The organism is Phycicoccus ginsengisoli, assembly GCF_054779295.1.
On sequence record NZ_BAAGYN010000006.1, the window covers coordinates 36,155 to 61,048 of the forward strand.

The window sequence follows — 24,894 nt, forward strand, 5'->3', positions numbered from 1 at the left end:
CCCGCCGCCCAGTTGGCGGAACCCCGCCGTCCGAGGGGCATGACTCGCCGTCCCCGCCTGCACCTGGTGGCGGCGCCGGAGCGCTAGCGTCGCCCCCCGCAAGGGTCTCTCGACGACGAGGATGTGGTGGCAGTGCCCGACTGGGCCCCGGTGACGGAGGCGGTCGAAGCCGCGCAGCGCGGCGACGCCGAGGGTGCCCGTGCCGCCCTGCAGCGCTGCTGGGACGGGGCGGGTGACGACCACGCCGTCCGGTGTGTCGTCGCGCACTACCTCGCCGACCTGCAGGACGACCTCGACGACGAGATCCGCTGGGACGAGCGGGCGCTCGAGGCGCTGCCGCACGTGCGGGACGACGACGTCGCCGGCCTCGGGCTGGCCTCGGCGGCCGGCTTCGCCCCCTCGCTGCACCTCAACCTCGGGGACGGGCACCTGCGCCGCGGCGACGTAGACCGCGCTCGCCACCACCTCGAGGCCGGCACGTCGGTGCTCGACACGCTCGGCGAGGACCCCTACGCCGTGATGATCCGGCGCGGGTTCGAGCGGCTGGCGACGCGGATCGAGTCGCCGGACGGTCCGCTGCGCCGTCGCTGAAGCCGGTCCCGGCCTGGCTGGTGGTCGGCGTCCACGGCTGGACCGGGCGGTCGACGGCTGCGCTCAGACGCGCGGGTCGTAGCCGGGCTCGAAGTCCGGTCCCGGGTCGTCGCCCTCGATGGGCTGCGGCCGCCGCAGCGGGCTGACGTCGATCTCGGCCGTCTCCTCGGCCCCGCCGGAGCCCTGGGGCGGGACCTCGGCCCCGGCTGGCTCGGGCTCGGGCTCGGGCTCGGGCTCCGGCTCGGGCTCGTCCTCGATCCCGAACTCGTCCGCCCGCGTCGCACCGGGCGCGGGGAAGGCCCCGCCCGGCGTCCGGCTTGTGTCGTCGCCCTGCCGCCGGAGCTGCTCGTCGGCCTCGGGCCCTTCGCCGAGCATCGCCTCGATGTCCTCGTCCTGCTCGCGGTGGACCGCCTCGGGCTCGGCAGGTTCACCGAGCATGGTCTCGACGTCGTCGTCCTGCTCGCGGTGGACGGCCTGGGGCTCGCCGGGTTCCCCGGGTTCGCCGAGCATGGTCTCGACGTCCTCGTCCTGCTCCGCGTGGACCGCGCCGGCGGGCGCGCGGTCTCCGAACATGGTCTCGACGTCGTCCTCGAGGTCCTCGTCGTCCGCGTCGGGGACCGTCGGTGGCACGAGCACGGGGCGGGTCGAGTGGGCCGGCCGGAGGCCGGAACGGCGGTAGTCGTTGGCCGCCTCATCCTCGGCGCGCAGGCGGTCCTCGAGCCGGCGCAGCGACGCGGCATACCGCTCGACGAGCAGGCGGTCTCCGGCGGAGACCGCCGCCATGAGGTCGCTCAGCACCCGCATCTCGCCCGAGAGGCGCGCCCGCTCCACGAGGTGGGGGTCCGGGCGCTCCACCCGGGCGTGCGCGTACGCCTCCAGCAGCGAGTCCAGCGCCGCGGGGCTCGCCGTCGTGACGAGGGCGGCGAAGTCGTCCGCGGGATCGGCGACCTTGGCGTCCTCCCAACCGGTGAACGCCTTCACCCGGCCGCTGGCGGCGTCGTCCTCGTCGTCGAACACCACGAGGACCTGGTCTCCGGTGAGGTCCCCGTGGGTGGGCGTCGGTGCGAATCGCCACCATGCGACGTCCTCGAGCTGCCGTTCCCAGCGCGAGAGCAGCGCCGTCGGCACGTGCCCGGTGCCCGCGGCCCGGTCGAGCTCGCTGAGCCGGCGGGTGCGGTAGGTGTCGGCGTCGTACGCCGGCAGCCCGGCCTCCTCGAAGAGCTCGTGGTCGGCGTTGTGCAGGGCCGCGATCGACCGGCCCAGGTCGGCGGTGAGCCCCGGGCCGGGTGGCAGCGACGCGAAGTCGACGGGCCGTCCCGGCAGGTAGGGGTAGATGGCGGCGCGACCGCCCTCCTTGAGGGCGGCGAAGCCCTTCGGCGTCGGCACCCCGAACGGCAGTCGGCGCGCGAGCAGCGCGAGCAGCCCGAACGTGGACTCCATCTGCGCCGCGGCCGCCTGGCTGCGCGGGACCCGCACGACCCAGCGCCGGTGCTGGGTGTCCTGGACGAACGCGACGTCGTACTGCTGGTCGGGCACACCGGGCACGGCCTCGACGCTGGCGGGGTCGAGGCCGGGCACGGCCGCGCTGGCGAGCGCAGCGAGGAACAGGGGGCTGCGGTCCACACCGTCACCGTATGCCGTGGTGGCACGCCTAGGGTGGAGGCGTGGGCCGACCTGCTGAAACTCTTGCCGATCTCACCCTTGCCGGTTCCGGCCTCGACCGGCGGGCCGAGCTGCGCAGCGACCGCGGCCTGCTGACCAGGCTGCTGTCCGACCCCGGCACCCGGGTCCTGGAGCTGCGCGGTGACCGGGTCGCGGTGGACGAGGACGGGGCTGCGGGCGACCGGGCGCCCGCAGGAGCGGGCACCGGGGCGGGGGACCGGGCTGCCGGGGGAGCGGGTGCGCGACTGCGGTTCCGGTCCCCGGTCGCGACCGACCACGACCGGCTGGCCGTCTTCCTCGGTGCCGACGCGAAGGAGCGCCTGTACGTGGGCGTCGTGGGCGACCCCGTGGCGCACGCCCCCGACCCGGGCAGGGGCGGGGGCGGGGACGCGCCCGCCGATCCCGAGGGGCTCGTCACCCTGCGCCACGTCGCGGCCGACCTCGAGGACGTCGAGGCGGGCATGTTCGCCACCGTCCTGGCCCTGGCGAACTGGCACCGCGCGCACGGGTTCTGCGCCCGGTGCGGGGCCCCCACCGAACCGCAGCAGTCCGGGTGGGTGCGGCGCTGCACGGTCGAGGGCAGCGAGCACTACCCACGCACGGACGTCGCCGTCATCATGTCGGTCGTCGACGAGCAGGACCGCCTGCTCATGGCGCAGGGGAACGGCTGGGGGACCGGGCGCTACTCCGTCCTCGCGGGCTTCCTGGAGCCGGGGGAGAGCCTGGCCCAGGCCGTGGCCCGCGAGGTGCGCGAGGAGGTGGGGATCGAGGTGTTCGACGTGCAGTACCTCGGCGACCAGCCCTGGCCGTTCCCCACCTCGCTCATGGTGGGCTTCACCGCCCGGGCCGACAGCGGTGCGCTACGGCTGCAGGAGAGCGAGATCGCCGACGCCCGCTGGTTCACCCGGGAGGAGGTGCGCGCCGGGGTGGCGGCCGGCACCCTCGGGGTCTCCGCCCGGCTGTCGATCGCGCGCCGGCTGGTCGAGCACTGGCTCGGGCACGAGATCGTCGGCGTCCGCTGAGCCGCTGGCCAGCTTGCCGCTGACCCGCCGGGCCGCTGACCCGCCGAGCCGGACCCGGCCGCCCGAGCGCGACGACGGCCGGCCCCGGGGAGGGACCGGCCGTCGTGCCGCAGCGCTCGAGCCTCAGGAGGCGAGGCGCTTCTTGACCTCGTTGATGCTCGGGTTGGTCGCCGCCGAACCGTCCGGGAACAGCAGCGTCGGGACCGTCTGGTTCCCGTTGTTGACGTCCATGACGAACGCGACCGCCTCGGGCTCCTCCTCGATGTTCACCTCGGTGAACGGGATGCCCTCGCGGCCCATCTGCGCCTTGAGGCGGTTGCAGTAGCCGCACCAGGAGGTGCTGAACATGGTCACGGAACCTGCGGCCGGGGCCTTGGGGGTGCTCATCGTCGTGTCGTTTCCTTCGGTGCGGGGGGCTTCACGTCTGGCAGGGGGCTGCACGTCTCGCGGAGAGACTCCACGTCTGCCAACCCAACGAGCCGGCAGGTTGTTCCGTCACGAGGTGTGACGTCGGCGACCCGGGTCTCGCTGCGACGCGGCTGGCCCGGCGACCCCGGCGCGCCTCGCGTGGGGACGGCTGACCGGGCGGTCGGAGGCCGCCCCTAGGATCGGGCCGATGCCCAGCCCGCTGACACCCCCGACCCCTGACGAGGTGCTCGCCGCGCTCGACCCCGAGCAGCGCGAGGTGGCCGCGAACCCCCTGGGGCCGATGTGTGTCCTGGCCGGTGCGGGCACGGGCAAGACCCGCGCCATCACCCACCGCATCGCCTACGGCGCGCACTCGGGTGCCTACCAGCCCCAGCGCGTCCTGGCCGTCACCTTCACCGCCCGCGCTGCCGGGGAGATGCGCACGCGGCTGCGCGACCTCGGGGTGGGCGGGGTGCAGGCCCGTACCTTCCACGCGGCGGCCCTGCGCCAGCTGCACTACTTCTGGCCGCAGGCCATCGGCGGCGCCGCCCCCGAGGTGATGAGCCAGAAGGCCGCGGCGGTGGCGCAGGCGGCCGCCTCGCTGCGCCTCGACCTCGCGCGCGACCGCACCGCCGTGCGCGACCTCGCCGCCGAGATCGAGTGGGCCAAGGTGTCGATGCTGACCCCGGAGACGTATGCCGCGGGGGCGCGGGCCGCCCGTCGCGAGCCACCCGGCCTGGACGCGACGGCGATGGCGCGCGTGCTCGAGGCGTACGAGCAGGTCAAGACCGCGCGCGGCGTGATCGACTTCGAGGACGTTCTGCTCCTCACGGTCGGCATCCTCGACGAGCGCGACGACATCGCGCGCACGGTGCGCCAGCAGTACCGCCACTTCGTCGTCGACGAGTACCAGGACGTCAACGCCCTCCAGCAGCGGCTGCTCGACCTGTGGGTGGGGGAGCGCACGGACCTGTGCGTGGTCGGCGACCCGGCCCAGACCATCTACTCCTTCACCGGCGCCAGCCCGCGCCACCTGCTCGGGTTCCCGGTGACGCACCCCCAGGCGACCGTCGTGCGGCTGGTGCGCAACTACCGCTCCACCCCCCAGGTGGTCGAGCTCGCGAACCTCGTCGTGCGGGGCCCGTCCGGTGCCATGCGCAGCAACGCAGTCACGCTCCAGGCCCAGTCGCCGGCAGGTCCCCCGCCGTCACTCACCGCCCACCCCGACGACCCCGCCGAGGCCGCCGCCGTCGCCGCCGAGATCGCGCAGCGCATCGGGGCGGGCGTGCCGGCGTCGCAGATCGCCGTCCTCTTCCGCACCAACGGCCAGTCCGAGGCCTTCGAGTCCGCGCTGGCCGAGCAGGGCGTCCCCTACCTCGTCCGGGGCGGCGAGCGGTTCTTCGCCCGCCGCGAGGTGCGCGACGCGGTGCTGCTCATGCGGGGGGCGGCGCGCTCGGACGACGGCTCGATCCCGCTGCCCGACCTCGTCCGCGACGTCCTCCTGGGCGCCGGGTGGACCCGGGAGGCCCCCACCTCGGGAGGTGCCCAGCGCGAGCGGTGGGAGTCGCTGGCCGCCCTGGCGACGCTCGCCGACGACCTCGTCGCCGTGACGGCCGAGGCCCGGCTGCCCGACTTCGTCCGCGAGCTCGACGAGCGGGCCGCCGCCCAGCACGCACCCGCCGTGCAGGGCGTGACGCTCGCGTCGCTGCACGCGGCCAAGGGCCTGGAGTGGGACGTCGTGTTCCTCGTCGGGTGCTCCGACGGCTACCTGCCCATCACGATGGCCGAGACGCCCGAGGCGATCGAGGAGGAGCGCCGGCTGCTCTACGTCGGCGTCACTCGTGCCCGGCGCGAGCTGCGCATCTCCTGGTCCGGTGCCCGCACCCCCGGCGCCCGGGCCAGCCGGCGCCCCTCCCGGTTCCTCGACGGGGCGGCGGCGGTCCTCGGCGAGGGTGCGCGCTCGCAGCCGAAGTCGAAGGCCTCCGTCGGCGGTCGCCGGTCGGGCAAGCCGTCCCGGCCCGCGCTGCCGGTGCACTGCCGCTCGTGCGGGACCGAGCTCACCACCGCTGCCCAGCGCACCACGGGGCGATGCGACGACTGCCCGCCCACCTATGCGGAGGGCACCTTCGAGAAGCTGCGCGCCTGGCGCCTGGCGGTCGCCAAGGAGGCGAGCGTGCCGGCCTACGTCGTCTTCACCGACGCGACGCTCACCGCGATCGCCGAGCGCGAGCCCGGCTCCGAGGGGGAGCTGGCGCAGATCTCCGGCGTGGGTGCCCGCAAGCTCGGGATGTACGGCGCGCAGGTCCTCGCCCTCATGGGCGGCGCAGACGTCGACGCCGTGCTCGAAATGCGTTCTGCCGCAACGGAATCCGACTAACATTCGGAAAACTTGCAGGAAAGTTCCGGAAATCCCGGAAAATGCGTTGCCGCTCTCCGGAGCAGTCCCCTACTCTTGTGGGACGCACAGCCCAGCCGTCGCACCCGACGGGCTGGGGACCGACGGAACGGACGAAGGAGGGCAGGCCCCATGGAGAACACCACGATGACGATCGACGCGACCGACATGTCCCGCGTCCGTTCCGTGTGCCCCGAGGCCGGCCGAGTCGTCCTCGCAGGCGCCCAGGGCTGGGTCCAGGGGACTGCTGTGTCCGCGTCCGTCGTGCTCACGGATGCCCCGGCCCCGACGTTCTACGTCGACGGTCTCGGTGCCGGCATCGCCCGCAAGGACTTCGTGTTCCGCCCCTTCGGAGAGCCACCTGTCTAGGCATATCGCCACCAGGTCTCTTCCAAGGCCGCGGAACCCGAACCCGGGATCCGCGGCCTTTCTGTTTGCCCGACAGATTTCTTCCGCTCGACCAGTCAGGAAGAAGTACCACCAGTTGAACTGCACGACAGCGAAGACCATGACTCCGAACAGAACGGGTCGGCCCTCCACCGGGGACCAGCCGGCCAGGACGATCACCGAAGATGCCGCCACCACCGTGGCGGGGACGAGAAGGGGAGGTGACACCCGATGCATCTGAGCGCACTTCACGACCTGAACGAGCAGGCCGCGACGACCGGCTCCGGCATCCCGTGTCGAGAGAACGACGCCGAGATGTGGTTCGCCGAGAGCCCGGCCGACGTCGAGTTCGCCAAGTCGCTGTGCCGGACGTGCCCGGCGGTCACCGCGTGCCTCGCCGGCGCGCTCGACCGGTCCGAGCCGTGGGGCGTGTGGGGCGGTGAGCTCTTCGTCCAGGGAGCCGTCGTCGCCCGCAAGCGTCCGCGCGGTCGCCCGAGGAAGAACCCGGTCGCCGCATGACGCTCGTCCAGCAGCACCGTCAGGTCGACGTGACCCCGTACGCGGGGGTGCCGGAGGGGGCGCCCGCGGGGTCGGTGCCGGGGGGCGCCGACCCCGCGGGGCAGCCGTCAGGCTCCCCGCACCACCACCACCCGTTTGTCGAACACAGGAGAACAGCCATGTTCCAGGCCTTGTACGCCGACCTCGCTCGTGCTCATCGCACGCGCCGGGAGCGGGAGTACCAGCGCCGGCTCGAGGCCCGCGCGCAGCAGGAGATGCTGCTCGCGCTGCCTCGGATGCTGGCCCGGTGACCCCCCGATCCGACAGCCCCGGAGGACCAGTCCTCCGGGGCTGTCGCACGTCAGAGCCGCCCTACCCATTGACCGCCTGGGCCAAGTGGTCTAGACAAGTCGGATGAACCGGGCGCACCCCTTCCTGACCGTCGGCACCCCCAGCCGTGACCATGGCGAGCTCCGGGCTCGCGGGGAGCGCCGCAGAGGCCGGCCGCGGGCTCGGGCCGCCGTCGGGCTGGCGGCACTCTCCCTGGCGGCCGCGCTCGTGGCGGCCCCGGCTGCCACGGCCGGTGGCCTCGGGGCCGGGTCCGCCGGCAGCGGTGCTGCACCGGACGCGAGCGGGCAGGCGGCGGCTGCCTTCCCGCCCAAGGCGAACTCGGCGTGGGTGTACGACGCCACCGCCCTCGGACAGTGGGCCGACGCGATCAAGGCCTACAACAGCGAGGCACTGCCGGGTCGGCAGCTCAACGAGGTCTACAGCTACGGCACCGACCTCGAGATGTACTGCCCGGACAACGACGGCAGGAAGTGCACGGCGGGAGACCTCTACGCCTTCTACGCGCCGGGGGCGAGGGCCGGGCCCGCACGAAGGCCTACCACGACGCCTTCAGCTCCGGTGGGCGCTCGTCTGTGGTGGTCTCCCCGATCATCGACGGTCGCACCGACGCCGCGGGGTACCTCCAGGGGTTCAACGAGCTCAGCCCCGAGCTGGCCACGGGTTACGCCGACAAGGTGGCCGCCCAGGTCTGCGCCGACCCCTATGCGGACGGCATCCAGTTCGACCTCGAGCCCTTCGACGTGACCAGCCGCAACGGGCAGTACCACTTCTACCTGCAGATCGCGAAGGACTTCGCCGGCCGGCACGGGGTGGGGGAGGCGGCCGACCCGTTCGGTTGCGTCGATGCAGCCCACCCGCGCGGCCGGTTCTTCTCGGTGTTCACCTTCGCGGCCTCGATCCGGCCCGGCACGGAGTCGGCCGCCAACGTGCAGGACATCCTGAACGGCTACGGCAACGGCTACTTCATGGACTCGCTCTACGACCTGAGCAGCGCACCCGCCGGCACCCTCAACGGCATCGAGGCCTACCGGCAGGCAGCCGTCCGCGAGGCGGCGGACACCAAGCGCTGGGCCAACCGGCTGCACCTCCGGTACGGGTTCGGCCTCCCCGCCTCGGCGTCGGCCCACGAGTTCACGACCTGCGCGGAATCGGCCACCGCACCCGGGTCGTGCGTCCCGGACGCGACGGGTGCCACCGGCTACCCGATGCTCGAGTACGCCAAGGCCGCGACGAACGCGGTCGCCGCGAGCGGCGCCCAGACCGACCCGCGCTACCTCGGCACTGCCATCTGGGACTTCGGCGACCACGTCACGTGGGACGGGCTGAGCTTCGGGCCCGTGCCGGCCCCTGATGACGTGCTCCGCTTCTACGCGCAGAGCCTCCCGGGCCCGCAGAGTCCCGGTCTCGCCCGCGGTCCCCGGGGCTGACCGAGACCAGCCCGGATTCCTACCGAGACGCTCTGGGTCGCCTGCTGGCGTGTCGAGGAGTCAGGACATGCCGAGGCCGGTGGCCGCCGCTCGGCATGTCCTGACTCCTCGACTGTCCTAGGGTCGCGACATGTCGCGTGACGCCGTCGTCCGAGCCCTGTGCGTGCCCGAGCTGGCCACGGTGGTCGACCTGGTGCTCTGGGTCGAGGACGGGGTGGCCCACGCCGCCAACGCCGTCGGCGCCGTCCGCCTGCACGAGGACGGCCGCCACGAGGTCGTGCGCGGAACCGACCCGGTGGCCAGCGAGGACCCGATGGCCTTCCTGCCCTACGAGCGCGAGCTGCGCTGCCCCAGTCCCGCCGTCTCCACGGACAACTCCTACCCGTATGCCGCGCAGCGGATCCGGTCGCTGTTCGCCGACGCGGAGCGCTCGCCCGACGTCGCCGTCCTGCACACGCCCAGGCACTTCTTCCCGGACGAGGGTGGGCACGTCGGCGAGCACGGGTCGCTCGACGTCGTGCAGTCCCGTGCTCCCCTGGTGCTGTCGGGGGCGGGCGTCCGGCGGCTCGGGTACGTCGACGACCACGCCCGGCTCGTCGACGTGGCGCCGACCCTCGCCGTCCTGGCCGGCGTGCCGGAGGAGGACCTGCGCGATGCCGACGGGAAGCCTCTCGACGGCCGGCCACTGCTGGAGCACCTCGAGCCCCTCGCAGGCGCGGAGCCGGTCGGCCCCGGCGCGGAGCCGGTCGGCCCCGGCGCGGAGCCGGTCCGCCCCCGTCGCGGCGAGGGGAGCGCCCGGCGGCGCCGGGTCGTGGGCATCCTCTGGGACGGGGCCCACTGCGGCGAGCTGCTGGCGATGGCGGAGGCCGGTCGGCTGCCGGGCGTGGCCCGGCTCGTCGAGCGGGGGCTCGCCCTGCGCGGTGGTGCCGTGGCGGAGTTCCCGAGCGTGACGCTGACCAACCACACCTCTATCCTCACCGGCGTCGGGCCCGGGCGGCACGGGGTGCTGGGCAACGTCTACTACGACCGGGCCACCGGGCAGCAGGTCGTGCCGAACGACCCGGAGACCTGGCACCGTTCGGCCGAGTGGCTCCGACCGGGTGTCAGGACGGTCTTCGAGATGGTGAACGACCATGGGCCCCAGGGAGACTCGCCGCGTACGGCGAGCGTCGACGAGGCGATCGACCGCGGCGCCGACTACGGCACCATGGCCCTGCTGCGCGCCGTCGGGGGGTTCGAGGCGGCCACGAGGGCCGGCGAGGGCGCGCTGCCCGAGCCGGCCGAGTCGGCCTACCTGCGCGACCCCTCGCACCTCGCCGACGACTACTTCCGATGGGCGGTGCAGGTCGACGACCTCGGCCTGCAGCAGGTCATGGAGCTCTGGGGCGACGCCGACAGCGCCCCCACCCTCACCTGGTGGGCCAACACCGTCACCGATGCCGGCCACCACGGCGGCGGGCCGAGGTCGGACATGGCCCGTCACGCCCTCGAGCAGTCCGACGCCCGGCTCGTGACGTTCCTCGACCACCTCGAGGGCCTCGGCGTCCTCGACGAGGTGGCCTTCCTGCTCACGGCCGACCACGGCTTCGAGGCCTCCGACCCGTCCGTCACCGGGTCGTGGCGCCCGGCCCTCGACGCGCTCGGGATCCCGTACCGCGACGAGGGCCCGGGCTTCGTCTACCTGCTCTGACCCGCGGCCGGCTCTGGCACGTGGATCGCGGCCACGGCATGCTTCCTCCATGACGGGGGGAGCCAGGGGTCCGGACGTGGCTGCGACGCGTGTGGGCCATCACCGGCTGGGAGCCCTCGACCTGGCGTGGCGCGGTGCTCGAGACCGTGGTGACCACCTGCGTGATGCTGGCGCTCTGGGGATGGCTGGGCTGGTTCCCCGAGAACGAGGCGGGGTTCATGCTGTGGTGGGTGCCGCTGTGGATGGCCTTGAGCCTGACTGGATTCGCGTACCGCCGCAGACGTCGCCGTCGGGCGACCGCGAGGCCGCCGTACGACGCCTACCGTGGCGGTCCCGCGGGTGGCTAGTCTGCCCGCATGGCCACCCAGATCCGCATCGCCCAGGACGACGCCGCCGACCAGGTGCTGAGCGAGGACCCGTTCGCCCTGCTCGTCGGCATGCTGCTGGACCAGCAGTACCCGATGGAGCACGCGTTCCGGGGACCGTGGAAGATCAGCAGCCGCTTCGGCACGCTCGACCCCGCGGCCATCGCGGCGGCCGAGCCGGAGGCGTTCGCCGACCTCTGCTCGACCCCGCCCGCCATCCACCGCTACGGCCGCTCCATGGCCGGGCGTGTCCAGCAGCTGGCGGCCGTCGTCCGCGACGAGTACGGCGGCGACGCCCGCCGGATCTGGGCCGAGGCGGCCGACGCCGAGGACCTGCTCGCGCGACTGCGGGCGCTGCCCGGCTTCGGCGACCAGAAGGCGCGGATCTTCGCGGCGCTGGTCGGCAAGCAGCTCGGCGTGCGTCCCGCGGGCTGGCAGGAGGCCATCGGGCCGTATGCCGAGGACGGCTCCTACCGCTCGGTGGCGGACGTCGTCGACGCGCAGTCGCTGCAGAAGGTGCGTGAGTTCAAGCAGGCCGCCAAGGCCGAGGCCAAGGCGGCGAAGGCGGCGGCGGGGTCGTGACCACGTCACCGGGCGGACCCGGGCCCGCCGACGGCGACCCGGTCGTGTGCGCCACCTGCGGGACGGCGGCGCAGGACGACGGACTCGCCCGTCTCACCTGGTCGCGCGGGACCGAGAACGGCCGCGACGTCTGGACCTGCGACCGGTGCAGCCGCCGCCACCTGCGCAGCATCGAGGGCAAGCTCGACTCCGCCTGGTGGTGAGGAGCGGCGCCCGCCCGGCCGGCCGACGTGCCGCAGGACGCAGGACTGCAGGGCCGTGGAGCCGGCCCGGCGTGAGGTGACGCCGCGGGTCAGTCGACGGGCGGCGGCAGGTGCCGCAGCCGCATACCCGGCATGTGGTCGATGACGATCTGGCGCGCCGGCACCGTCCCCCCGAGCTGGCACAGGACCCCGATGCCACCCAGCCAGACGCGGTGGATGAGGAGGTAGGACGGCGGCAGGTTGAGCTTCATGCCGACGAGGAACTCCGGCCTCCGGACGTCGTTGACGTGGGCCGCGACCGAGCGCAGCCACGGCCGGCTGAACGTGAAGGTCTCGTGCCGCAGCGGCTCGATGAAGGGGTCGAGGTACTCCAGCAGGGCCTCGGCGTCGATGCTCATCGAGGGCTTGATGAAGCCCTCGGAGCGAAGGCCGGCCTCGAGCTGGTCGGCCTGGCCCGACAGGGCCGCGGAGACCAGTCGGCCCATCTCCTGCGGGAGGCCCTGGGGGAGGCGGTTGACCGCGCCGTAGTCGATGACACCCAGCCGGCCGTCGGGCAGGAGGCGGAAGTTGCCCGGGTGCGGGTCGGCGTGCAGCAGTCCCGCCCGGGCGGGGCCGACGAGGAGGAACTCCATGTACCTCGCGCTCGCGGCGTCGCGCTCCTCCTTCGTGCCGGAGTCGACGATCCGTGACAGCGGCGTGCCGTCCATCCACTCCGAGACGATGACGTGCTCGCTGTTGACGAGCACGTCGGGGACGGCGAAGTGCGGGTCGTCCCGGAACGTGCGGGCGAACTTGCGCTGGTTGCCCGCCTCGAGGTTGTAGTCGAGCTCCTCCGTCATCCGGGACTTGAGCTCGTCGGTGATGGGCTTGATGTCCATCCCGGGGATCCAGCCGCCGGCGAGGCGGGCCACGCGCGCGAGCTGGTTGAGGTCGGAGAGCAGGGCCGGCCCGGCCCCCGGGTACTGGATCTTGACCGCCACCGGCCGCCCGTCGCGCCACACGGCGCGGTGGACCTGGCCGATCGAGGCGGCCGCGGCCGGGGTGTCGTCGAACGAGGCGAACTTGGAGGTCCGCCAGCGCGGGCCGAGCTCCTCGGCGAGCACCTTGTGCACGGTGGAGGCAGGCAGCGGAGGCGCCGCTTCCTGGAGCCTGGTCAGCGTGCTCCGGTACGGGCCGGCGAGCTCCTCGGGCATGGCCGCCTCCATGATGGACATGGCCTGCCCGAACTTCAGCGCACCTCCCTTGAGCTCACCGAGCACGCGGAACAGCTGCTCGGCCGTGCGGGCCTGCAGCTCCGCGGCGACGAGCTCTGCGGGCTTCCCGCCGACCCGCTTGCCCAGTCCCACCGCGGTGCGTCCCGCGAAGCCGAGGGGCAGGCTGGCCAGTCGGGCCGTGCGGCTGACCGCGCGCCGGGGTAGCTCGTTCACCCGGCCATTCTCACCTGTGGAGCATCCTGACCGTCGGCAGGGCTCGCCACCGTGTCGTCAGCGGCCTGTCGGGAGACGGCCGGACCGTGCGCCCCGGTGCACCTCGGGTGGGCCGACCAGTACCGCTGGCGCACGCCCGGCCAGGGCAGCCCGACCTCGAGCGAGCGGCCCGTCGGCAGGGTCCGGCCGTCGAGGACGCCGAGCCCCACCATCGCCGTCATCGCGGCCGCCATGGCCACCAGGCTCGCCTCGCCGCCGATCTCGGGGTCGGCGCCCACGGTCGGGCGCGTCAGCTGCTCGAGCAGCCGCGGCCAGGCGGGGTCGAGGTCGGTGCGCGACAGGTCGAGGCAGGCGAGGCACGGCCCGTCCGGCACGCGCGGGTCGACGACGGGACCCACCACCGCCTCGGTCGCCCCCACCACGACGGGCAGCACCGGGACGTCCCGCCTGAGCCAGGGCTGCGCCGCCCGGGGGTCGAGGGCGTGGCTGGCGGTGAGCACGACGAGGCCGGGGGCCGGCAGCCCGGCACCGGGGGCGGCCCGACCGGACGCCGGCGGACCGGACGCGGGTGGACCGGACGCGGGTGGACCGGACGCGGGCCGACCGGGCTCGCGGGCCCGGTCGAGGTCGTCCTGCTCCCACGCGTCGGCGGCCACCCGGCCGGTGTGCACGGTGCCCACCCCGGCGCGGCGCAGGGTGCCAGAGACCGCATCGGGGACGGATCCCCGCCCCGCCACGAGGACGCAGGAGGCGCGCCTGGCGCCGGCCACGGCATACCCGTCCTGGGAGGGGGTGGTGAGACGCAGCAGCGCCTGCACGTCGTCGTCGAGCAGCGCGCGCTCGGCCGGCGGCAGCGAGCGTGGCCCGGACGCGTCGACGAGCAGCCCGCAGTCCGCCAGCAGGGCGAGCACGCGCGCGCCGTCGGGGGTGGCCAGCGGACCCGGGACCGGGTGCGTGCCGTCGAGCGCCTGCAGCGCCCCCACCTCGTCCTCGAGCAGGCCGTCCAGCACCACCGCACGAGCCGGGTCGACGCCGACCTGCACCTGTCCCGGGCCCCGGTGCAGCAGCGGCCCGAGGAGCTTGGGGAGCTGGCGGTCGGTCATGCCAGCCAATCTGGCACAGCGTCCGCGGGGTGCGGGGGTCATCCACAGCCCATCAGGCACTGCCCTCAGCCACAGCCCCTCAGCCATAACCCCTCAGGCACTGCCCATCAGCCACAGCCTCACCGGGGACGGCGCCGAGGCGACGGGGACGCAGCGAGGGGCGGACCCGACCGGCTGGTCGGGTCCGCCCCTCGCGATGGGAAAGCCCTGTATCAGGCCTTGCCGAGAATGCGGTTGAGGTTGGTGCCGCAGACCGGGCACACACCCTTGGCCATGCGGCGGCCGTTCGTCTCGACGACCTTCCCCTCGGCCTCGCGCTTCTCCTTGCACTTGACACAGTAGAACTCGCCCTTGTAGGTCTCGTCTGCCATCGCGATGTCTCCTTGTCGATCACACCGCACGGTGCGGTGTCGGACTTCGGCCAACCTAGACCATGCTGAGCACAAAATCCCGCAAGGGGGGCGGTGGCGTCGTGCTCAGCGGACCCCCTAGTCTTCGCCCCCATGAGCGCCCTGACCTGGTGGGAGACCGACCTGGAGGACCTGTCGGTCCACCTCCGCGAGGCCTCCGGGCGCCGGGTGGCCGTGATCACCCTCGACCTGCCCAAGCGCCGCAACTCGATGTCGGCGGCGATGACCCGCTCCTGGGTGGAGCTGATGGGGCGGCTGGCGGCCGACGAGCAGCTCGCGGCGGTGGTGGTCACCGGCGCCGCTCCGGCGTTCTGCGCGGGTGGCGACCTGTCGTGGATCGTCTCCGAGCCGGAGGCCTCCGTGCCCGACCTGCGTTCGCGGATGCTCGCCTTCTACCGCTCGTGGCTGACCGTGCGGGACCTGCCGGTGCCGACCATCGCGGCGGTGAACGGGGCCGCGATCGGCGCGGGGTTCGCGCTCGCCCTCGCCTGCGACATCCGGTATGCCGCCGCGGACGCCAGGCTAGGGGTGCCGTTCACGTCCCTGGGGCTGCACCCCGGGATGGCGACCACGTGGACGCTGCCCGACGTGGCGGGGACGGCCGTGGCCCGGGACCTGCTGCTCACCGGGCGCGTGGTCACGGGCAGCGAGGCGGTCGGGCTCGGCCTCGTCTCCGCGGCTTTCGGCGCCGGGGAGGTCCTTGAGCAGGCGCTGGCGGCGGCCGACCGGGTCGCCGCAGCCGCCCCCGTCGCCACCCGGCTCACGCTCGAGGCGCTGCGCGGGGGAGGGCACGACTCGTTCGGCACCGCCCTGCAGTGGGAGGCGCTCGCCCAGGCGACCACTTTGGCCACGGAGGACGTCCACGAGGGCATCGCCGCAGCAGCCGCACGGCGCCGGCCGGAGTTCCACGGCCGCTGACGGGAGCGACCGCCGGGGGTGCCCGGGCGTGCCGGAACAGGGGAAATGTCCCACCCCTCGCCTATCGTGGGAGCGTGAGCACCGACATCGAGGTCAGGCGCAGCCGGCGGCGGCGCCGTACCGTCAGCGCCTACCGCGAGGGCGGCCGCACGATCGTGCTCATCCCCGCCCGGTTCACCAAGGCCGAGGAGCGCCAGTGGGTGGCCACGATGGTGGAGCGGCTCGAGCGGGGTGACCGCCGGCGTCGGCCGAGCGACGCCCAGCTGCGCGCGCGGGCGGCCGAGCTGTCCACCCGCTACCTCGGCGGCCTGGCCAAGCCCACCTCGATCCGCTGGGTCGGCAACCAGCAGTCCCGGTGGGGGTCGTGCACCCCCTCCGACGGCACGATCCGCATCTCCTCGCGGGTCAAGGGCATGCCGGGCTACGTCCTCGACTACGTCGTGCTGCACGAGCTCGCGCACCTGCTCGCCCCCGGCCACGGACCCGAGTTCTGGGCGCTGCTGTCGGGCTATCCCCGGCTCGAGCGCGCGCGGGGGTACCTCGAGGGCGTCGCGGCCGCTGCCGGCCTGGAGCTGTCCGACGGCGACGCAGCCGCCGAGCCGCTGGTCGACGAGCTCGACGACGTCGACGAGCCCGACGGGGCTCCGGGGCAGGCGGCCCTGGAGTTCGCCCCGACCGAGGACTAGCCGGGGGACTGGCCGAGCAGCCGGCGCGCGGCCTGCACCATCGGGCCGATCTCGTGCGCGCTCTCGGCCGGCAGCTCGTCGGCCGACCACCAGCGCACGTCGAGGGACTCCTCGCTCACGGCGTACCCGGCGTCGTCCGGCACCACCCCGGCATACCTGATGTCGAGGTGCTCGGCGCACCGGCCGAACGCTGCGGCGACGAGCTCGTGCCGGTGCAGCTCGACGATCCGCGGGTCGAGCACGAGGTCGGGCAGCCCGCTCTCCTCGCGCGCCTCGCGGGTGGCGGCCGCGTGCACGGAGGCGTCCTGCGGCTCGAAGTGGCCGCCGAACTGCAGCCACATCCCGGCCTTGCGGTGGTGGGTGAGCAGCACCCGGTCGAGGGAGGGGTTGAGCACGATCGCACCCGTCGTCAGGTGCTGCGGCGGCCCCTGCTTCCACAGCGCGTCGGGGTGGGCCGCGCACAGCTCGAGGAACTCCCGGCGCCACTGCTCCTGGCCGGCGTCCGGTGCCTGCCACGCCTCCAGCGCCGCGACGGCGTCGTCGCGCAGGGCGAGGTATGCCGCGGGCACGTCGGTGGCGGTGCCCGCGTCGCGTCCGGTCACTGCTCGCCCTCGCGCAGGATCTGGTCCAGGGCCGAGTCGAGGTCGCTGTCCTGGCTGGTGCCGACCCGGTCCACGTAGCCGAGCGGGTCGTCGAGGTCGGCAGCGGTCGGGGCCACGTCGGGGTGACCCCAGGCCGCGTCCCGGCCCTCCTGCCCGTGCCGTGACTCCAGCGCGGCCCAGAGGTTCGCGGCGTCGCGCAGACGGCGGGGCCGCAGCTCGAGGCCGACGAGCCCGGAGAACACCTTCTCCGCCGGACCGCCCGTGGCCCGCCTGCGGCGGATGGCCTCGGCGAGGGAGGCGGCCTGCGGGAGGTGGTCGCGGGTGGCGCGCTCGGCGACGACGTCGACCCACCCCTCGACCAGCGCGAGGTAGGTCTCCAGACGGCTCAGCGCGGCCCGCTGGGAGGCGCTGGGCTCGGGCCGGAACAGCTGGTCCTGCAGGGCCGACTGCAGGGCGGTGGCGTCGCTCGGGTCGACCGACTGCAGGGCCGACTCGATCCGGTCGGTGTCGATCGTGATGTCGCGGGCGTAGTCGCGGACGGCGGCCAGCAGCTGGGGCCCGATCCACGGGACTTGGGCGAACAGCCGGACCCGGGCCGCCTCGCGGACCGCGAGGTAGAGGCGCACCTGGTCGAGGTCGACCTCGAGGCCCTCGGCGAACGCCTCGACGTTGGCCGGCAGCAGCGCGACCGACCGGTCCGGCACCAGCGGCAGGCCGACCTCGGTGCCGCTGACCGTCTCGGAGGCGAGGGCGCCGACAGCCTGCCCCACCTGCAGCCCGAACATCGAGCCGCTCATCCGGGACAGCACCGGCTCCATCTGCCCGAGCATCGCGGCCGGGTCGACACCGGGCGGCAGCAGGCCCTCGGGCAGCATCCCCTCGGGGATGCCGTGCTCGCCCATCTCGGCGATCTGCGCGCGCATGGCGTCGCTCACGGCGCGCCCGACTCCCTCGGCCACCGGGCCGACGAGGTCGCGCCAGGTCGGCATCGTGGCCTCGACCCACTCGGCCCTGCTCCACGCGTGCGTGCTGATCCCGGGGGCCTCGAATGCCGTCACCTGGTCGAGCCACAGCTCGGCGACCTGGACGGCCTGGTCGATCTGGCGGCGCGCGGCCTGCGACACGACGGTGTCGCCCTCGGCCGAGACGGTGGCGCGTGCCGTGTCGGTCGCGAGGCTCACGTTGAAGGCCTCGTCGGTGCCGGCTCCCGCGCCGCTGAACATCGCCTGGACCTGCCCGGCCATCATCTCCAGCATGGCGGGGTCGACCCGGTCGACGCCCATGTCCTTGAGTGCCTGCACCATCTGCGGGTCGAGGGCGGCCCCGCCGGTGAGCCGGCGCAGCACCTGCTCGAGCTCGGGGGACAGCCCGGAGTCGTCGTCGCCCGGACGGTCGGGCAGGTCGGGGTGGTCGGGCACAACGGCTCCTCGGGAGTCCTGAGAGGATGGGCTTCGTCCAAGACAACCACGCGGAGGCCACGGTGAGTTCCCCAGCGGGCGCCCAGGGGGGTGCAGTTCGCTCGAGGCGTAGCGCCGTCGACGTCGCGGTCGTCGGCACCACCGGCGCCGCCGGCCAGGCCCTGCTGCGCGCCCTGGTGACGACGGCCGCCCGTGGGACCGCCGTGGCCGGGGCCCGGGGTCCGCAGGCGCGGATCGGGACCGTCCTGGCCGTCGACGTGGAGCGCCCCCCGGTGGGCGGCGTCGAGTTCCGGCAGTGCGACCCCGCCCACCCCACCCTCGCGGAGGCGCTGCGTGGCGTGCAGGCCGCGGCCTACGTCGCGACGAGCACCGACCTCGACGCCGACCTGGCCCTGGGCACCCGGGTCCGGCGTGAGCGGAACCTGCGCCGCGCGCAGACCGTCATCACGGCTGCCGCCGCGGCGGGCGTGCGCCACCTCGTCGTCGTGACCGGCGCCCAGGTCTACGGCGCCCACCCCGACAACCCGGTGCCGCTGGGGGACGACTCGCCGCTGCGGGCGCCGAGCGACGAGGGCCAGGTGGGCGACCTCATGGACGTCGAGCAGCTCGTCGGGGTCGCTCGCGACGTGCACCCGGGGCTGCGGATCACCGCGGTCCGCCCGGCGACCCTCGTCGGGGACGGCGTCGACACGGTGCTCACCCGGCACTTCGAGGCGCCCCGGCTGCTGACGGTCCGGGGCACCGACCCCGCCTGGCAGTTCTGCCACGTCGACGACCTCGGCTCGGCCGTGGCGCTCGTCGTGGCGCAGGGGATCGACGGCGCGGTCTCGGTCGGCGCACCGGGTCACCTGGCCCAGCGCGACCTCGAGCGGCTCACGGGTATGCGTCCGGTCGAGCTGAGCCTGGGGGCCGCCATGGGAACCGCGGACCGCCTGCACCGCGTTGGCGTCTTGCCGGCACCTGCCAGTGATCTCGCCTTCGTCGCCTTCCCCTGGGCGGTGTCGGCACAGCGTCTGCTGGACCACGGGTGGGTGCCGGTCCACGACAACGAGACCTGCCTCGGCGTGCTCCTCGACGCCATCCGGGGTTCGCACGCGGTCGCGGCACGACGCCTCGACCGCAAGGACGCCGCCCTGGGGGCGGCCAGCGCCGCGGTCGCCCTCGTGGGCACCGCGGCCATCATGCGGCGTCGCCGCAGGAAGGGCGGGTCATGACCGACCGCACCACCGAGACCACCACCGAGACCACGGGCGAGACCACCACCGAGACCACCGGCGAGGCCACGCAGGACGCCGAGGTCGTCCTCGCCCTCGTCCGCGACGAGCCCCTCGGCGTCGACGAGGTGCTCGACGCCGTGCGGCACCCCCGCTGCGGGGCCGTGTCGCTGTTCGTGGGCGTCGTGCGCGACCACGACCACGGTGAGTCCGTGGCCGCCCTCGACTACTCGAGCCACCCGACGGCCGCAGACGAGCTGGAACGGGTCTGTGCCCAGGTCGCGGCACGCCACGGTGTCGCGCGGGTGGCGGCCGTCCACCGCTCCGGCCACCTCGAGGTCGGTGACCTGGCCGTCGTCGTCGCCGTGTCGGCCCCGCACCGCGGTGCGGCGATGGAGGCCTGCCGCGACCTCATCGACACCCTCAAGTCGACCGTCCCGATCTGGAAGCACCAGCGCTTCGCCGACGGCACCGACGAGTGGGTGGGCCTGCCGTGACGGTCCCGTCCACCTCGTCGCCCCCGCCGACCGGGCCCGACGGGCCGACCGGGCCGACCGGGCCGACCGGGCCGAGCGGTCCGTCCGGCCCGCAGGGGCCGCAGGGCGCCGACAGCCTCGGCCAGGACCCCCACCGGCTCGGCCGCCGGTCAGTGGTCGTCCTCGTGGGCGGCTTCCTCGTCATCGCCCTCGGGGCGCTGTCGACGATGATCGGGCTGCCCTACGTCATCCTCAAGCCGGGCCCGGTCACCAACATCATCGCGGACGGCAAGACGCCCCTGATCACGGTCTCCGGGGCCAGGACGTACCCGACCGAGGGCGCCCTCGACTTCACCACCGTGCGGGTGGCCGGCGGGCCAGGGTTCCGTGTCACGGTCTGGGACCTGGTCGAGGCCGGCCTCAACCCCGACGAGGAGATCGACCCCGAGGAGGCCTACTTCCCCAAGGGCATCACCGACAAGCAGGTCGAGGAGGAGGGCGCCGCCGAGATGGCGGACTCGCAGCAGGAGGCGATCGCGGTGGCCCTGAAGGCCCTGGGGCAGAAGGTCGTGCAGCACGTCGTCATCGCGCAGGTGACCTCCGACAGCCCGAACCGGGCGGTGCTGCGCCGGGGTGACGAGATCGTGAGCGTCGACGGCGCGCCCGTGGACGGCTCCGACGCCATCCGGACCGCCATCGGCAGGCACAAGGTGGGGGAGCCGGTGCGCCTGGGGCTGGTGCGCGGCGGCAAGCAGGTGGAGGTCGAGGCGAAGACGCGCGACGCAGGTGGGCGCACGACCATCGGGGTGTTCCTCGGGGTGCGCTTCGACTTCCCGTTCTCGGTGAAGATCGACGCGGGCAACGTCGGCGGTCCCTCCGCCGGCACGATGTTCGCCCTCGGCCTCTACGACACCCTGACGCCGGGGGCGTTGACCGGCGGAGCCAGGATCGCCGGGACGGGCACGATCGACCACACCGGCGCCGTCGGCCCGATCGGCGGCATCCGGCAGAAGCTCGTCGGCGCCCACGACGGCGGGGCGCAGTGGTTCCTCGCCCCGGCCGACAACTGCTCAGAGGTCGTCGGGCACGTGCCGGACGGGCTGCGGGTGGTCCGGATCGCCACGTTCGACCAGGCGAGGTCGGCGGTCGAGGCGATCGCGGCCAAGCGCGGGGACACCCTGCCGACCTGCACGAAGTAGCCGGCGCGGGCTCCTCAGCCCTGGAGCGTGGCCCGCAGGGCGTGGACCAGCCCGGGGGCGATGTCGTCGCCGAGCGCGACCTGGTCGTCGCTGTCGTGGGCCCGCTGGCGCAGCAGGCAGCGGCTCTGCCCGTCCCGCGTCACGGCGACGAGCAGCCGCACGTCCTGCCGGGAGGGGTGCGCCGCGAGGGCGTCGACCGCGGACTGGGCGTCCACCGGCAGGTCCCGCTCGGCCTCCGGCGGCACGACGATCCGCTCGACCGCCAGGGCCGCCCCCACGACGGTCGCGGGCCAGGCGATGCCGCCGAGCAGCGACTCGAGGTTCGAGGTGGGGGGCAGGTCCTCCTGCTCGATCGCGCTGAGGGCGCCCTCGGCGAGGTCCGAGCCGTGCATGCCGGCCCGCAGGTGCGGCTCGCGCTCGAGCAGGTCGGCGGTGGGGACGAGGGCGAACAGCCGCGGGTTCTGGTCCCAGCCGGACGCGGCGACGTGGCGCTCGGTGTCGAGCGCGGCGATGGACAACGGGTCCGCGACGGGACGGCTGCTGTGGCTCACCCGCTCATCGTGCCGTATGCCGCGGCGGCGCCCGGCGCGCGGTCGGGCCCACCGCCTCCCGGGAACCCCAGGGGGGATCGGTAAGTTGGTCCCACTACCAGCAGGTGGCCGGGGTGGCTGCTCGCGAGGCAGATCGGGCGTGGTGTGAGTTCTTCGGAGTGGTTCGGGCCGGGCGAGTCCCCAGGCGAGGGCGGGCGACCGGGTGGCGGTCCACGCGGTGGTTCGGGCGGCAGGCGGCCGCCGACCCTGAACTTCTCCCGCCGCCGGGGACCGCTCGGCCCGACGATCGCGATCGTCGTGGCCCTCGGGATCGTGGTCTCGGTCGCGGCCTCGCTGTGGACCGAGGTGCTCTGGTTCGACTCCGTCGGCTACCGCTCGGTCCTCGTCACCGAGCTCGGCACCAAGGTCGTGCTCTTCGTCCTCGGCTTCGTGCTCACCGCGGCCCTCGTCGCGTCCAGCCTGGTCATCGGCTGGCGGACGCGACCCATCTACGCCCCCGTCACTCCCCAGCAGCAGAACCTCGACCAGTACCGCGAGGCGATCGAGCCGCTGCGCAAGGTCGCGATGGTCGTCATCCCGGGCGTCCTCGGCCTGCTCGCCGGCACGGGTGCGGCCGGGCAGTGGAAGACCTACCTGCTGTGGCGCAACCGTGTCTCCTTCGGGAGGACGGACGCGCAGTTCCACCTCGACCTGTCGTTCTTCGTCTTCACCCTGCCCTGGATCCGGTTCCTGCTGGGCTTCCTCACGATGGCGCTCGTCATGGCCCTCGTGGCCGCCGCCTTCACCCACTACGTCTACGGCGGCCTGCAGATCCAGGGCCGCGGGGAGCGGACCACGCGCGCGGCCCGCACCCACCTCGCCGTCCTGCTCGCCGCGCTGGTCCTCGTGCGAGCGGCCAGCTACTGGTTCGACCGGTACGGCCTGGCCACCAAGGAGAACCGGCTGCTGACTGGCATCGGGTACACCGACGCCAACGCCGTCCTCCCGACCAAGGTCATCCTCGCGGTGGCCGCCGTCATGACGGCCGCCCTCTTCATCGCGTCCATCTGGACCCGGTCGTGGCGGCTCCCGGCGGTCGGGGTCGGCCTCCTCGTCGTGACCTCCATCGTCGTGGGCAGCATCTACCCCGCCCTCGTCCAACGGTTCCAGGTCAAGCCCTCGGAGAAGTCGCTGGAGCAGAAGTACATCCAGCGCAGCATCGATGCCACCCGGGCGGCGTTCTCGATCGACGGGGTGGACAGCACCCCGTACACCGCCACCACGGAGGCCAAGCCGGACCAGCTGCGCGACGACGCGGAGACGATCCCGGGCATCCGGCTCGTGGACCCGATCGTGGTCTCGCCCACGTTCAAGCAGCTGCAGTCGGTCAAGTCCTACTACGCCTTCCCCGACGCCCTCGACGTCGACCGCTACAAGATCGACGGCAAGGTGCGCGACACCGTCGTGGCCGTCCGCGAGCTCGACCTCAGCGGCGTCCCGCAGAACCAGCGCAACTGGCTCAACGACCACACGGTCTACACCCACGGCTTCGGGGTCGTCGCCGCGTACGGCAACCAGCGCACGGCCGACGGGGAGCCCGTCTTCTACGAGCAGAACATCCCGCAGACCGGCCCCCTCGGCGACTTCCAGCCGCGGATCTACTTCGGTGAGCAGTCGCCCGACTACTCCATCGTCGGAGGCCCGGCCGGCGCGGCTCCGCGTGAGTTCGACTACCCGGACAACAGCACGGCCGGGCAGAAGAACACGACGTACGACGGCGGGGGAGGCGTCAAGCTCAGCTCGTTCCCCCGCAAGGTGGCCTACGCGCTGAAGTACCGCGAGCTCAACTTCCTGCTCTCCGACGCGGTGACGAACCAGAGCCGCATCCTCGACCACCGCACGCCGCTGGAGCGCGTCGAGCGCGTCGCCCCGTGGCTGACCCTCGACGGCAACCCCTACCCCGCCGTCGTCGACGGGCGCGTGCAGTGGATCGTCGACGGGTACACCACCACGGCGGACTACCCCTACTCGCGCCTGCAGGAGATCGACAACGCCACGTCCGACTCCACGACCGCCACCTCGTCGGCGGTGCGGCCGATCGGCAGCGGGCAGGTCAACTACATCCGCAACTCGGTCAAGGCGACGGTCGACGCCGAGAGCGGGGCGGTCAAGCTCTACTCGTGGGACGAGCAGGACCCCCTGCTCAAGGCCTGGGGCAACGCGTTCGGCGGCACCGTGCTGCCGATGTCGCAGATCAGCGGAGACCTCATGGCGCACCTGCGCTACCCGGAGGACCTGTTCAAGGTGCAGCGGCAGGTGCTGACCCGCTACCACGTCACCGACGCCGCCTCGTTCTACGGCGGCCAGGACTACTGGGAGGTCCCCGAGGACCCGGCGCAGGAGGCGCGCAACGTCGTCCAGCCGCCGTACTACCTGACCCTGAAGATGCCCGACCAGGACAGCGCGAAGTTCTCCCTGACGACGACCTTCAAGCCGGTCGGTGACCGGCAGGTGCTGTCGGGCTTCCTCGCGGTCGACGCGGACGCCGGCTCCACCAGCGGCAAGCCGAGCGCCGACTACGGCAAGCTGCGGCTGCTCGAGCTGCCCAAGGACAGCCAGGTCCGCGGGCCCGGTCAGGTGCAGAACGACATCAACTCCTCCAACCAGACCTCGCCGGCGTTCAGCCTGACGCTGAGCCAGTTCCTCAACAACGCGCGCCAGCAGGGCTCCCGGGTCACGCTCGGCAACCTGCTCACCCTGCCTGTCGGTGGTGGCCTGCTCTACGTGCAGCCGATCTACGTCAGCGCCAACAGCACGTCCTCGTTCCCGCTATCGCGGGCGACGGTCGTGGCGTTCGGCAACAAGCTGGCGTGGTCGGACACCCTCGACGGCGCCCTCGACGGGCTGTTCGGCGGCCGGTCCGGGGCGACGGCCGGCGACTCCGGCACCGGCACCGGCACCGGGTCCGGTTCGGGCTCGACGCCGACCACCCCCACCACCCCGACGACGCCCTCGACGGGGAACGCCGCACTGGCCCAGGCGCTCGCCGACATCCAGGCGGCGTACGACGACGGCCAGAAGGCGCTCAAGGCGGGGGACTTCGCGGCCTACGGCGAGGCGCAGAAGAAGCTGGACGACGCGATCAAGCGTGCGGTGGCCGCCTCGCCCAAGGGCGGCACCGCCACGGTGACGCCGACCCCCTCCGGCACCGCCACGACGCCGTCGCCCAGCGCGACGACGTCGAAGTAGGCCGGGGAGGGAGTGGCGGAGGGCGGTGCGGGCACCCGATTTGGTCCGCTCGCAGGGAGTCCCGTATGGTGGGGACTACCG

General features: G+C 73.7%; 25 protein-coding genes. 17 read left to right on the plus strand and 8 right to left on the minus strand.

Annotated features, from left to right (window positions below; translation table 11 throughout):
* The first annotated feature begins 126 nt into the window (after positions 1–126).
* Positions 127–591: a hypothetical protein gene (locus tag ACYVDO_RS11280; RefSeq protein WP_460935844.1), complete on the plus strand. Its 465-nt coding sequence runs from the start codon at positions 127–129 to the stop codon at positions 589–591.
* Positions 592–654: 63 nt separating this feature from the next.
* Here the strand turns inward: ACYVDO_RS11280 and ACYVDO_RS11285 are convergent, their stop codons facing one another.
* Complete coding sequence (locus tag ACYVDO_RS11285) at positions 655–2,214, minus strand: phosphotransferase (RefSeq protein WP_460935846.1); 1,560 nt, start codon at positions 2,212–2,214, stop codon at positions 655–657.
* A 41-nt stretch (positions 2,215–2,255) separates the two neighbouring features.
* Between ACYVDO_RS11285 and nudC the strand changes: the two genes are divergently transcribed.
* Positions 2,256–3,275 carry an NAD(+) diphosphatase gene (gene nudC / locus ACYVDO_RS11290; protein WP_460935848.1) on the plus strand — a complete coding sequence of 340 codons (1,020 nt, stop codon included), beginning with the start codon at positions 2,256–2,258 and terminating at the stop codon, positions 3,273–3,275.
* A gap of 123 nt (positions 3,276–3,398) precedes the next feature.
* Here the strand turns inward: nudC and ACYVDO_RS11295 are convergent, their stop codons facing one another.
* Positions 3,399–3,662, minus strand: a complete 264-nt coding sequence (locus ACYVDO_RS11295; protein ID WP_460935850.1) for a mycoredoxin — start codon at positions 3,660–3,662, stop codon at positions 3,399–3,401.
* A 229-nt stretch (positions 3,663–3,891) separates the two neighbouring features.
* On the opposite strand from ACYVDO_RS11295, the gene ACYVDO_RS11300 reads away from it, so the two are divergent.
* From ACYVDO_RS11300 to ACYVDO_RS11340, 9 genes are all read left to right on the plus strand, one after another.
* Positions 3,892–6,060, plus strand: coding sequence for an ATP-dependent DNA helicase UvrD2 (locus tag ACYVDO_RS11300; RefSeq protein WP_460935852.1), 2,169 nt, complete (start codon positions 3,892–3,894; stop codon positions 6,058–6,060).
* 150 nt (positions 6,061–6,210) lie between these two features.
* Positions 6,211–6,447 (plus strand): hypothetical protein, encoded by a 237-nt coding sequence (locus ACYVDO_RS11305; RefSeq protein ID WP_460935854.1) that lies wholly within the window; start codon positions 6,211–6,213, stop codon positions 6,445–6,447.
* A gap of 249 nt (positions 6,448–6,696) precedes the next feature.
* Positions 6,697–6,984 carry a WhiB family transcriptional regulator gene (locus ACYVDO_RS11310; protein ID WP_460935856.1) on the plus strand — a complete coding sequence of 96 codons (288 nt, stop codon included), beginning with the start codon at positions 6,697–6,699 and terminating at the stop codon, positions 6,982–6,984.
* Between the two features lie 158 nt (positions 6,985–7,142).
* Entirely contained in the window at positions 7,143–7,274 is a 132-nt protein-coding gene (locus tag ACYVDO_RS11315) for a hypothetical protein (protein ID WP_460935858.1), read from the plus strand.
* A gap of 612 nt (positions 7,275–7,886) precedes the next feature.
* Positions 7,887–8,741, plus strand: coding sequence for a hypothetical protein (locus ACYVDO_RS11320; RefSeq protein WP_460935860.1), 855 nt, complete (start codon positions 7,887–7,889; stop codon positions 8,739–8,741).
* 130 nt (positions 8,742–8,871) lie between these two features.
* Entirely contained in the window at positions 8,872–10,431 is a 1,560-nt protein-coding gene (locus ACYVDO_RS11325; protein WP_460935861.1) for an alkaline phosphatase family protein, read from the plus strand.
* An 89-nt stretch (positions 10,432–10,520) separates the two neighbouring features.
* Positions 10,521–10,778 carry a hypothetical protein gene (locus tag ACYVDO_RS11330; protein WP_460935863.1) on the plus strand — a complete coding sequence of 86 codons (258 nt, stop codon included), beginning with the start codon at positions 10,521–10,523 and terminating at the stop codon, positions 10,776–10,778.
* Positions 10,779–10,787: 9 nt separating this feature from the next.
* Positions 10,788–11,378 (plus strand): HhH-GPD-type base excision DNA repair protein, encoded by a 591-nt coding sequence (locus tag ACYVDO_RS11335; RefSeq protein WP_460935865.1) that lies wholly within the window; start codon positions 10,788–10,790, stop codon positions 11,376–11,378.
* The gene (locus tag ACYVDO_RS11340) at positions 11,375–11,581 is read left to right on the plus strand and encodes a hypothetical protein (RefSeq protein ID WP_460935867.1); all 207 of its coding nucleotides are present in this window, start codon (positions 11,375–11,377) and stop codon (positions 11,579–11,581) included. The genes ACYVDO_RS11335 and ACYVDO_RS11340 overlap by 4 nt, the downstream gene beginning before the upstream one ends.
* A gap of 89 nt (positions 11,582–11,670) precedes the next feature.
* Here ACYVDO_RS11340 and ACYVDO_RS11345 read toward each other — a convergent pair whose 3' ends face one another.
* The 3 genes from ACYVDO_RS11345 to ACYVDO_RS11355 all read right to left on the minus strand — a co-directional run bounded on the left by ACYVDO_RS11345 (position 11,671) and on the right by ACYVDO_RS11355 (position 14,482).
* Positions 11,671–13,008 (minus strand): ABC1 kinase family protein, encoded by a 1,338-nt coding sequence (locus ACYVDO_RS11345; RefSeq protein ID WP_460935869.1) that lies wholly within the window; start codon positions 13,006–13,008, stop codon positions 11,671–11,673.
* Positions 13,005–14,111 (minus strand): hypothetical protein, encoded by a 1,107-nt coding sequence (locus tag ACYVDO_RS11350; RefSeq protein ID WP_460935871.1) that lies wholly within the window; start codon positions 14,109–14,111, stop codon positions 13,005–13,007. Before ACYVDO_RS11350 ends, ACYVDO_RS11345 begins: the two co-directional genes overlap by 4 nt.
* A 212-nt stretch (positions 14,112–14,323) precedes the next feature.
* Positions 14,324–14,482 carry a DUF5679 domain-containing protein gene (locus ACYVDO_RS11355; RefSeq protein ID WP_091756008.1) on the minus strand — a complete coding sequence of 53 codons (159 nt, stop codon included), beginning with the start codon at positions 14,480–14,482 and terminating at the stop codon, positions 14,324–14,326.
* 132 nt (positions 14,483–14,614) lie between these two features.
* On the opposite strand from ACYVDO_RS11355, the gene ACYVDO_RS11360 reads away from it, so the two are divergent.
* The gene (locus tag ACYVDO_RS11360; protein WP_460935873.1) at positions 14,615–15,439 is read left to right on the plus strand and encodes an enoyl-CoA hydratase/isomerase family protein; all 825 of its coding nucleotides are present in this window, start codon (positions 14,615–14,617) and stop codon (positions 15,437–15,439) included.
* A gap of 74 nt (positions 15,440–15,513) precedes the next feature.
* Positions 15,514–16,125 (plus strand): M48 metallopeptidase family protein, encoded by a 612-nt coding sequence (locus tag ACYVDO_RS11365; RefSeq protein WP_460935875.1) that lies wholly within the window; start codon positions 15,514–15,516, stop codon positions 16,123–16,125.
* Here the strand turns inward: ACYVDO_RS11365 and ACYVDO_RS11370 are convergent.
* Positions 16,122–16,727, minus strand: a complete 606-nt coding sequence (locus tag ACYVDO_RS11370; protein ID WP_460935877.1) for an NUDIX hydrolase — start codon at positions 16,725–16,727, stop codon at positions 16,122–16,124. The genes ACYVDO_RS11365 and ACYVDO_RS11370 overlap by 4 nt on opposite strands.
* Positions 16,724–18,145, minus strand: a complete 1,422-nt coding sequence (locus ACYVDO_RS11375) for a zinc-dependent metalloprotease (protein ID WP_460935879.1) — start codon at positions 18,143–18,145, stop codon at positions 16,724–16,726. Before ACYVDO_RS11375 ends, ACYVDO_RS11370 begins: the two co-directional genes overlap by 4 nt.
* A gap of 62 nt (positions 18,146–18,207) precedes the next feature.
* Here ACYVDO_RS11375 and ACYVDO_RS11380 point away from each other — a divergent pair, with 62 nt between their 5' ends.
* From ACYVDO_RS11380 to ACYVDO_RS11390, 3 genes are read left to right on the plus strand one after another with little or no spacing between them, the layout of a single operon-like run.
* Positions 18,208–19,359, plus strand: coding sequence for an NAD-dependent epimerase/dehydratase family protein (locus ACYVDO_RS11380; RefSeq protein ID WP_460935881.1), 1,152 nt, complete (start codon positions 18,208–18,210; stop codon positions 19,357–19,359).
* On the plus strand, positions 19,356–19,856 hold the full coding sequence (locus ACYVDO_RS11385; protein WP_460935884.1) for a molybdenum cofactor biosynthesis protein MoaE: 501 nt from the start codon (positions 19,356–19,358) through the stop codon (positions 19,854–19,856). The genes ACYVDO_RS11380 and ACYVDO_RS11385 overlap by 4 nt, the downstream gene beginning before the upstream one ends.
* Positions 19,853–21,034, plus strand: coding sequence for a YlbL family protein (locus tag ACYVDO_RS11390; RefSeq protein ID WP_460935886.1), 1,182 nt, complete (start codon positions 19,853–19,855; stop codon positions 21,032–21,034). Before ACYVDO_RS11385 ends, ACYVDO_RS11390 begins: the two co-directional genes overlap by 4 nt.
* 14 nt (positions 21,035–21,048) lie before the next feature.
* Here ACYVDO_RS11390 and ACYVDO_RS11395 read toward each other — a convergent pair whose 3' ends face one another.
* Positions 21,049–21,585 (minus strand): PPA1309 family protein, encoded by a 537-nt coding sequence (locus tag ACYVDO_RS11395; RefSeq protein WP_460935888.1) that lies wholly within the window; start codon positions 21,583–21,585, stop codon positions 21,049–21,051.
* A gap of 297 nt (positions 21,586–21,882) precedes the next feature.
* Here ACYVDO_RS11395 and ACYVDO_RS11400 point away from each other — a divergent pair, with 297 nt between their 5' ends.
* Entirely contained in the window at positions 21,883–24,813 is a 2,931-nt protein-coding gene (locus tag ACYVDO_RS11400) for a UPF0182 family membrane protein (protein WP_460935890.1), read from the plus strand.
* The last annotated feature ends 81 nt before the right edge of the window (positions 24,814–24,894 follow it).

What these genes read in the sequence shown, in the direction of transcription:
- ACYVDO_RS11295 (WP_460935850.1), bottom strand. Translation starts at nt 3,662, where the DNA reads ATGAGCACCCCCAAGGCCCCGGCCGCAGGTTCCGTGACCATGTTCAGC.
- ACYVDO_RS11300 (WP_460935852.1), top strand. Translation starts at nt 3,892, where the DNA reads ATGCCCAGCCCGCTGACACCCCCGACCCCTGACGAGGTGCTCGCCGCG.
- ACYVDO_RS11305 (WP_460935854.1), top strand. Translation starts at nt 6,211, where the DNA reads ATGGAGAACACCACGATGACGATCGACGCGACCGACATGTCCCGCGTC.
- ACYVDO_RS11310 (WP_460935856.1), top strand. Translation starts at nt 6,697, where the DNA reads ATGCATCTGAGCGCACTTCACGACCTGAACGAGCAGGCCGCGACGACC.
- ACYVDO_RS11315 (WP_460935858.1), top strand. Translation starts at nt 7,143, where the DNA reads ATGTTCCAGGCCTTGTACGCCGACCTCGCTCGTGCTCATCGCACGCGC.
- ACYVDO_RS11325 (WP_460935861.1), top strand. Translation starts at nt 8,872, where the DNA reads ATGTCGCGTGACGCCGTCGTCCGAGCCCTGTGCGTGCCCGAGCTGGCC.
- ACYVDO_RS11335 (WP_460935865.1), top strand. Translation starts at nt 10,788, where the DNA reads ATGGCCACCCAGATCCGCATCGCCCAGGACGACGCCGCCGACCAGGTG.
- ACYVDO_RS11350 (WP_460935871.1), bottom strand. Translation starts at nt 14,111, where the DNA reads ATGACCGACCGCCAGCTCCCCAAGCTCCTCGGGCCGCTGCTGCACCGG.
- ACYVDO_RS11355 (WP_091756008.1), bottom strand. Translation starts at nt 14,482, where the DNA reads ATGGCAGACGAGACCTACAAGGGCGAGTTCTACTGTGTCAAGTGCAAG.
- ACYVDO_RS11360 (WP_460935873.1), top strand. Translation starts at nt 14,615, where the DNA reads ATGAGCGCCCTGACCTGGTGGGAGACCGACCTGGAGGACCTGTCGGTC.
- ACYVDO_RS11385 (WP_460935884.1), top strand. Translation starts at nt 19,356, where the DNA reads ATGACCGACCGCACCACCGAGACCACCACCGAGACCACGGGCGAGACC.